This is a genomic window from Streptococcus sp. 2100, from assembly GCF_013276335.1.
GTDB classification, from domain to species: domain Bacteria; phylum Bacillota; class Bacilli; order Lactobacillales; family Streptococcaceae; genus Streptococcus; species Streptococcus pseudopneumoniae.
Map to the genome: position 1 here is coordinate 1 of NZ_VMKV01000086.1, position 8,572 is coordinate 8,572.

An 8,572-nucleotide genomic window follows, 5' to 3' on the forward strand; every position below is an offset into this window, starting at 1 on the left:
TCATATGCAACCTCAAAACAGTGTTTTGAGCTGACTCTGTCAGTTCTATCCACAACCTCAAAACTGTGTTTTGAGCAGCCTGCGGCTAGCTTCCTAGTTTGCTCTTTGATTTTTATTGAGTATTAAAATAAGGATAAGAGAAAACAGGAATATCTATATCCTTGTGCCCAAAAAACCACTGCCTCCCCCAGATAAGCCTGAGGAAAGCAGTGATTCTTATTTTAGGAGTTAGGAATGAATACACGAAATCAATTTAGCTGATTATTTTTTGTTTTTCAAGAATTCATCGTATTGTTTTTGCATTTCGTTCAATACTTTTTCGTAGGAACCTTCAGATTTCAATTTTTCCATCAATTCTGGAATCGCTTTATCTGGGTCAAATATAATAAAATGAAATAAGAATCGAGCAATTTAATTTTGGAATCCAAATCAATTTATAACAATATTTTAGAAGAGATGCTGTACTATTCTAAATTCAATATAATAATTTAACCATATTTTATGAGATATGTAAATCTAATAACTTATTTTATAAAGACATTATCACATTCGAATTACAAATCACAAATACTTTATTTTGCGATTGACATTATAAAAAAAAAGTAGTACAATGTAAATGAAATCGGTTTCACTGAAATACAAAGGAGGTATTGTGATGACAAATTTGAAAAAATGCATCGCATTAGGACTGGGAGTCGCTTGCTTACTCCCCTTAGCTAGTCAGACTGTTTCTGCTAAGATGGTGTATTTCAATCTTCATGTTACACGCGAAGACTATTCCGTTAGTAGCCGAAAAACTGAAAAAACAGACGGCTCCCCTGCTGTTGCTAATATCACAGGTGGTCTTGGTTGGGGAAAAAAGGTCAGAATTCGCGCTTGGACTGCTGCTGAGGATGAGCCTGCAACTGAGATGAAAATAGCTGATTCAAATGGTCGCTATAATCTTCGCTATAACAATGGTTATGGAACAATTGGACGCTATTATTATCTCAACGCCTCTAAATATGGTTGGCTCAATTCGAATATAACAGGACGTTTTGACCCTTAATTCGTCTCAAAACAAAAAGTAACAAACATTGGGTTATTCGCTAGTTTATCATGTGAGCGCTCACTAGCCTAACGCCCCCTTCTAAGAGTAGAGGCATCATCTAAAAAGTATCATGTCTCTGCTCCTTTTTTAAAGGAGCTTTTTACTATGAAAAAATACCTATTATTTCTACTTATTCTTCCCTTTATCTTTTTAACAGCTTGTCAATATAGCCAAAAGCAAACAACTGAGATAAATAAGGAAAATCTTCCCATAAAAGAAGGTTATAAAGAGATAACAGAGCAAATCTATCTATCAGACCAGATAGATACCTCCTATAAAGAAGAATTGCCTTTTTGGGACTCAAAAAAAGGAGACAAAGAAACATTGGTAACAGCTATCCAAAATTTTATGGGAAGCGATAGTGAAATTAGTGAAATTATTGCCGATAAGAATCCTTTAACCAGACTCCAAAAAGGAAAGACCAGAGCAGATATTACCGTCAATAAAACTGGATCATGGATTCATTTAACATCTGATCAAATATCAGATCTATCAAGTGTTTTCCACAACCTACGATTAGACGCTATTGAAAATAATCTAAATCTAACCGACTTTAAAGAAGAACTTCCATTTTCAAAAGAAGACAGTGTTAACAAAGTTAAGCAGTTTCTAGATACCCTCCAATTAGGATTTGATGATTATGATTATCTCATCTACGCTATCTCAAAAGAAACACTCCTTGAGTATCTCCCAACCTACGAAAGAAATGCCAAAGAATTAAAAGGGACAAAAATAGAGAAAGACAGTCTGACTGATATGTGCTATGTTACTGTTTTTCCAAAACTTTCTAGTAAAAGAGTTATTGATGGCGAAACTCAGCTAGGTTCATCCGGAGAGATTAGTTTTATTCATGGTCCTGACCTAAACTTTATCATCACCCAAGCAGGGATTCAAGGAATTGATTTATCTGGTGTTATCTTACCGACTCAAAAAATAGATAAAATGGCGACTCTTTCTGTCCAAAAAGGATTAGATGTTTTAAAAGAAAAATACGAAAATTTGATTTTGGACAGTCCAATTTATATTGAGTCATTTACAATTGAGTATATACCTATTCCCACTCAAGAAAAAGAACTCTATGGAGGAAATCTCTATCGTCCCTTCCTAATCTATACAATCAAAGAAAAAGATCGTATAGATAAAGCAGTTATCGATCCCACAAACTGGAAAGAGGTAAGTTAGATGAAACTACTTCTCCCCTTTAAATATACGCTAAAAGATTGGAGGATTTGGATTGGATTACTCTTTTCCTTAGTAGTTGCATTGATGATGTCCTATACAGATTTAACAATAAAACTAGACGGAAGAAATTCACTTGCAGTCCCTGATTATTTCATGCTCTCCTTCTCTAGAAATCTAGCAATGTCATTATATATCTTAACAGCAGCTTCCACTGTAGTAACAGACTTTTCACAAGACTACCATCAAAATAGACTTCCTTTTTTACTTAGTCGTATGTCTCTGCGACAATACGCTTCTTCCTTCGTCAAACGGTTAATTTTCCGTTCTTATTTTGTAGGACTGACCTTAGGATTCTGTTTTTTAATTCTCCTCTCCTTTTATTTTCCCCTCACTAATTCTCACTACTCATCTACTTTTAGCAATCAGTGGTTGTTAAATCAAGGATTTATATTCCTTTTCTACTTCCTTCTCATTAGTCTAATTGGACTCTATTTTGCATTCTTTACTCTATTAGGTGGAGTTCTTTCCGTTTTTTACCCTAATGTGTTAATGGTCTATCTTCTTCCAAGTACAGCCTGGTTTGTCCTCACAACATTTGGTTTAGAGAGAGTTCTCCCTTTTTTTACTCTACCACATATCGTCTTAACGACAGATGATTATTTACGAGAAGGGCTAGCATATTTTCAAGTAGGTGACGAAAACTTTCGAAATATTTTTTCGTTGCTTTATCCTTATATTTTCTTAACTCTATGGGCACTTTTGTCAATAGAGATCATTCGACTAGCTCTTAAAAAACATTGGCATTTTTATGATAAGGAGTAATCTTATGGAGATTATACGTGTAGTAACTATTCTCTTAAAACAACAATTCACCTTTAAACGATTGTTGCCTATCTTAATTTTCTTTCACCTCTATACTTTGATTTTAATGCTACCTTTTTCTAATTTAGCTAATCACTTCAAAGAAACTTATCCTGTCAGCATTGTAACTGTTCTCTTCACGAGTCAATGGTTCACTGCAATTTCTATTTTATCTGTCATACTACTATTTAGCAATCTTCCTTTAAAAGATACTTTCCAGTTTTGGTTAATCTTAAAAATCGGACAGAAAAAGTGGATGCTCTCCCAGTTTATTTATCTGCTTATCGCGAGCTTAATCGCTTCGATTTACCAAATCATCAGCATTTTAATCACTTTTCTCCCTACACTACACCTTTCAAATCATTGGGGACGTCTCCTACCCTCCCTAGCTCAAGGACGCATTTCATTTCCGGAAGGTGTTGATAGCATGACGCATCTACGCTCAATTATACTGCAATATTATTCTCCCTATGGCGCTTTTTTTCAAATATTCTTATTGTTATTCCTTATGTTCATATTGATTGGGGGAGTGATTTTCGTTTTCAATAGTTATTATTCTAATTTAGGAAATACCTTAGCCTGTGGATTAGTTATTGTAGAATTATTTATTACAGAAGCTTCACGTTTCTGGATTAAATTTTTATCTCCTTTAACTTGGCTAGACTTCCATTATATTAAATACGAAGCCCATTCTGGCTTACTATCCCTACCAGAAATAATTACTCGTATCCTACTTTTATACCTTTTGCTCACCATAATCCTAGTTGTTATGAAAAAAATAAGGAGACAATAGATATGACAGACTTACATTTAAAATCTATTCGTAAAAACTATAAACACAATGTAATTTTTGAAGACCTTTCCTTTGAATTTTCCAGTGGAAATATATACGGAATTGTTGGATATAACGGTTCAGGAAAAACAGTTTTACTCAAGTGTTTAGCGGGATTAGAAGGTATAACTGAAGGAAAAATCGAATTAGATGGAAACATACTTGGAATAGATTTTCCCTTCTTACCAAGTGTAGGTGTTATTATTGAGACTCCAGGATTTCTGGAAGGTTATTCTGGTTTTGATAACTTACATCAACTAGCTCTAATCAAAAATAAAATAGGAGAGAAAGAAATCATTCAGAGTATGATAGATGTAGGACTCAATCCTAGTTCTTCTAAAAAAGTAAAACACTACTCTTTAGGAATGAAACAAAAATTAGCTCTAGCACAGGCTTTTATGGAAAATCCAGATATATTACTCTTAGATGAACCAATGAACGGACTTGATAAGCAATCTGTTCAAAAAATTCGAGAAAAATTACTCCACCTAAAAGAAAAGGGGAAACTTATTATTCTAGCTTCTCATATAGAGCAAGATATCGAATGTCTCTGTGATGAAGTTCTATACTTGGGATAAGAATGATTTATTACAGAGACAACACTCCTCATAAAATAGCAATTTTATACAAAAAGACCAACTATACCTGAATTATATTAGTTGGTTTATTTTTCATTCAAAAAATCACTGCCTTCCCCAGATAAGCCTGAAGAAAGCAGTGATTCTTATTTTAGGAGTTAGGAATGAATACACGAAATCAATTTAGCTGATTATTTTTTGTTTTTCAAGAATTCATCGTATTGTTTTTGCATTTCGTTCAATACTTTTTCGTAGGCACCTTCAGATTTCAATTTTTCCATCAATTCTGGAATCGCTTTATCTGGGTCTACAGTACCAGTGTTGATAGCTGTATCAAATTGTTGCATTGTGTTAGCAATAGCTGAGATTTCAGATTTCACATTGTCAGTATTGAAGATAAATCCAAGCGCTGGAGATTCTTTAGCTTCTGCCAATTCTTTCTTAGAATTTTCGATTTGTTGGTCTGTAACGTTTTCGTTGATATAAAGAATCCAGTTGTTACCAGTGTTCCATCCACCCATGTGAGTGTTTCCATTATAAGCATCAAGAACGCGAACACGGTTTTCTTTACCTTCAATTTTTTCCCAGTTCTTGCCTTCTGGACCGTAAACAAGACCGTTCAAAAGTTCTGGGTTCGTATTCAAGAGGTTCAAGATTTCCATTGATTTTTCTTTGTTCTTAGAGTTGTTTGAGATGACAAAGTTAGCAACTTGGGTTGTTTGGTTTTTCTTGATGAAGTTAGTGATTGGTTTGATTTGGATATCTTTGTTGGCAACACGTGAAAGCAAGCTGTTACCGTAGTCAGCTGGTCCTACTGTTTCTTCACGAACGAACCAAGTATCTTGTTGAATGTCAAATGAAGTATCGCTTGTTGCGACATCTTTTGGAATGTAGCCTGCTTCATAGAATTTGTGAAGAGTCTTCAAGTGTTCTTTGAAACGAGGCACTTCGTAACGGTTTACAACTTTAGTAGTATCACCTTCAAGGTCAATAACGAATGGAAGCCCGTTTGCTACTGGGTAGTCAAAGTTATCAGATGGGATGAAAACTTTACCAATAGCAAATGGTACTACGTCTGGAGCTTTTTCTTTAATTTGTTTCAAGACTGGCTCAAGAGTTTCATATGAAGTGACACCTGAAATATCGATACCATATTTGGCAAGGAGAGTTCCGTTGAAGGCAAAGTTTTGAGATGATGCAACGTTGGCCGCAACTGGAACAGCGTAAATTTTACCATTTACAGTATTACCCTTGATGTAGGCTGGGTCAAGTGCTTTGTAAAGGTCTTTACCTTCTTTTTTGTACAATTCTGTCAAGTCAGCATAAGCACCTTTTTGAGCATTTACAATGTAGTTATCTGCAAAGGCAATATCATAGTTTTCACCAGATGATGTGATAACTGACATTTTCTTACCATAGTCACCCCAGCCAAGGTATTGGATATCCAATTTGGCACCAACTTTTTCTTCGATGATTTTGTTGGCATTTGCTAACAATTCATCCAAGTTATCTGGTTTGTCACCGATTTGGTACATTTTGATAACAGGTTTGTCACCTGAATCAGCAGCTTTTTTGCTGTTACCTGTCAAGTTTCCACAAGCAGCAAGACCTGCAGCCAAAGCGACTACACTAGCAGATGCAAAAGCATATTTTTTCCAGTTTTTCATGATAAAAACTCCTTTTTTTATTTTTAAACTTATAAACAATGTAATGATGTTAACTTCACGCAAGGGAAGTTTGGAAATGAGAAATGTTCTTTCTCAATAAACACTATTCTTTCACACCACCGATAGTCAAACCTTTTACAAAGTAGCGTTGGAAGAATGGATACAAAATCGCGATTGGAAGGGTTGCAACCACAACCATGGCCATACGACCTGTTTCTTTCGGTAGAGCAACTCCCAGTTGACCAGTCAAGCCGACCGCTTTGGCAATGTAGTCCATATTTTGTTGGATTTGCATAAGCAAATATTGCAATGGATACAAGTTGTCACTCTTGATGTAAAGAAGGGCGTTGAACCAGTCATTCCAGAAACCAAGTGCTGTCAAAAGCGTGATGGTTGCGATACCTGGTAGTGACAATGGCAAACAGATTTGGAAGAAAATCCGAGCCTCACTGGCACCATCGATACGAGCCGATTCGAGAATGGCTTCTGGAATGGTCTTCTTGAAGAAGGAACGCATCAAGATGATGTTAAATGGTGAGAGAAGCATTGGAACAATCAAGGCCCAAACAGTATCCCCAAGCTGAAGCACACGGGTCACCATGATATAACCTGGTACCAAACCAGCGTTGAACAACATACTGAGAAGGACGAAGATGGTAAAAAATCTGCGATACTTAAATGTTGTCCGTGAGATAGCGTAGGCATAGGTTGTTGTGATAAAGACATTTGTAAATGTCCCAACTACGGTTACAAAGACAGAAATGAAGAGGGCTTGTAAGATTTTATCCTTAAACTGTGCCAAGAACTCAAAACCGTCTAATCCAAATTGGGATGGGAAGAAGCTGTAGCCGTATTGGAGGAGGCTTTTCTCGTCCGTCACTGAAATAATGACAACGAATACGAAGGGTAGGATACAAGAGAGGGCAATCAAACCCGAAATGATACTGAAGAAGATATCTGCTTTCTTACTGAAGGAGTGAATGCCGACATTATCAATTTTTTCTTTTTTAATTTTCTTTTCTGCCATATTCTCCTCCTTTCTAGAACAAAGCTGAGTTTGGATCAACTCGTCTTGCCAGTAAGTTTGATAGAACCACCAGAATCAAGCCGACTACTGATTGGTAGAGACCTGCTGCTGAAGCCATCCCGATATCCGCTGTCTGGGTCAAACCATTATATACATATACGTCCAAGACGTTGGTTACGTTATAAAGCTGACCAGCATTGTGAGGGATTTGGTAGAAGAGACCGAAGTCTGCACGGAAGATATTTCCGACTGCAAGGATGGTCAATACAGTTACCAGCGGTGTCAACTGCGGAATGGTTACATTGCGAATCCGTTGCCATTTGCTGGCTCCGTCTACTGTCGCTGCTTCGTAGTAGGTTGGATCAATTCCCATGATTGTCGCATAGTACATGACACTGCTATATCCAAAACCTTTCCAAATACCTAGGAAAAGTAGGAGATAGGGCCAAATTCCCAAATCAGCGTAGAAGTTGACTTCTTTTAGACCAAGACTTTCCAATAAATGGTTGAACACCCCTTTATCAATGTTTAGGAAGGCATCTGTAAAGAAACTGATGATAACCCAAGACAAGAAGTAAGGGAACAACATAGAAGTTTGGAAAATCTTCACCATTCTCTTGGAACGGAGTTCACTGAGGATAATGGCAATCCCTACAGATACAACCAAACCTAGAAAGATAAAGCCAAGATTGTATAGGACAGTATTTCGTGTGATAATAAAGGCGTCTCTTGAACTAAATAAGAATCTGAAATTATCAAGTCCGACCCATTTACTATTTATGATACTATCTATGAAACCATTACTGGTCATGTGGTAGTCTTTGAAGGCAACCACGTTCCCAAATACTGGAATGTAGAAGAATAGAATCAACCAGAGCGCCCCTGGCAAAACCATCAAGAGAAAGATCCAGTTGTCTCTCAAGGTTTTTGAAAACTTATTCATAATTTCCCCCCTTTTTTATTTTGATATCCATCTAAAAATTCCTTTTTAGACTTTTGATAACGATTACATTATTAGTATACTCCTATTTGCAGATTAGGTTAAACTCCTAATTATAGAAAAAACTCCACAAATTATGTAGCAGATTTAAAACTTTATCACCACTATCAAACAAATGTTCTAAATCAATTGTTTATTTTATCTCTATTAGCCTAATGATAGATACCTTGTTATGACGCACTGACACTAAATTTTAGGACAACTGATGCTAGCTAGTATTTTCAGAAGAAAAGTAACCGTCCAATAACGAAGTATATTGAAAAATCTCCAGACTAGGGAACTCACGGATAGTTCCTAATCTGGAGATTTCTTATTTGCACTTTTCTTGTACAACT

At 36.1% G+C, this 8,572-nt stretch carries 9 protein-coding genes; 5 read left to right on the forward strand and 4 right to left on the reverse strand.

Going from position 1 to position 8,572, the window contains the following annotated elements; translation table 11 throughout:
* Window positions 1–261: 261 nt before the first annotated feature.
* A complete protein-coding gene (locus HT669_RS10125; protein WP_329600473.1) occupies window positions 262–411 on the reverse strand; it encodes a DUF3502 domain-containing protein in 150 nt (49 codons plus the stop codon).
* Between the two features lie 244 nt (window positions 412–655).
* Here HT669_RS10125 and HT669_RS10130 point away from each other — a divergent pair, with 244 nt between their 5' ends.
* From HT669_RS10130 to HT669_RS10150, 5 genes are all read left to right on the forward strand, one after another.
* Window positions 656–1,048 (forward strand): hypothetical protein, encoded by a 393-nt coding sequence (locus HT669_RS10130; RefSeq protein ID WP_023941407.1) that lies wholly within the window; start codon window positions 656–658, stop codon window positions 1,046–1,048.
* Between the two features lie 147 nt (window positions 1,049–1,195).
* Window positions 1,196–2,272, forward strand: coding sequence for a hypothetical protein (locus tag HT669_RS10135; RefSeq protein WP_023941408.1), 1,077 nt, complete (start codon window positions 1,196–1,198; stop codon window positions 2,270–2,272).
* Window positions 2,273–3,094 (forward strand): hypothetical protein, encoded by an 822-nt coding sequence (locus HT669_RS10140; protein WP_000771482.1) that lies wholly within the window; start codon window positions 2,273–2,275, stop codon window positions 3,092–3,094.
* Between the two features lie 4 nt (window positions 3,095–3,098).
* The gene (locus HT669_RS10145) at window positions 3,099–3,926 is read left to right on the forward strand and encodes a hypothetical protein (RefSeq protein WP_000402862.1); all 828 of its coding nucleotides are present in this window, start codon (window positions 3,099–3,101) and stop codon (window positions 3,924–3,926) included.
* A gap of 2 nt (window positions 3,927–3,928) precedes the next feature.
* On the forward strand, window positions 3,929–4,543 hold the full coding sequence (locus HT669_RS10150) for an ATP-binding cassette domain-containing protein (RefSeq protein WP_000130638.1): 615 nt from the start codon (window positions 3,929–3,931) through the stop codon (window positions 4,541–4,543).
* Window positions 4,544–4,734: 191 nt separating this feature from the next.
* Here HT669_RS10150 and HT669_RS10155 read toward each other — a convergent pair whose 3' ends face one another.
* The 3 genes from HT669_RS10155 to HT669_RS10165 all read right to left on the reverse strand — a co-directional run bounded on the left by HT669_RS10155 (window position 4,735) and on the right by HT669_RS10165 (window position 8,180).
* The gene (locus tag HT669_RS10155) at window positions 4,735–6,210 is read right to left on the reverse strand and encodes an ABC transporter substrate-binding protein (protein ID WP_100127971.1); all 1,476 of its coding nucleotides are present in this window, start codon (window positions 6,208–6,210) and stop codon (window positions 4,735–4,737) included.
* Window positions 6,211–6,313: 103 nt separating this feature from the next.
* The gene (locus tag HT669_RS10160; protein ID WP_055356821.1) at window positions 6,314–7,237 is read right to left on the reverse strand and encodes a carbohydrate ABC transporter permease; all 924 of its coding nucleotides are present in this window, start codon (window positions 7,235–7,237) and stop codon (window positions 6,314–6,316) included.
* Window positions 7,238–7,250: 13 nt separating this feature from the next.
* A complete protein-coding gene (locus HT669_RS10165; protein ID WP_007284784.1) occupies window positions 7,251–8,180 on the reverse strand; it encodes a sugar ABC transporter permease in 930 nt (309 codons plus the stop codon).
* Window positions 8,181–8,572 lie beyond the last annotated feature (392 nt).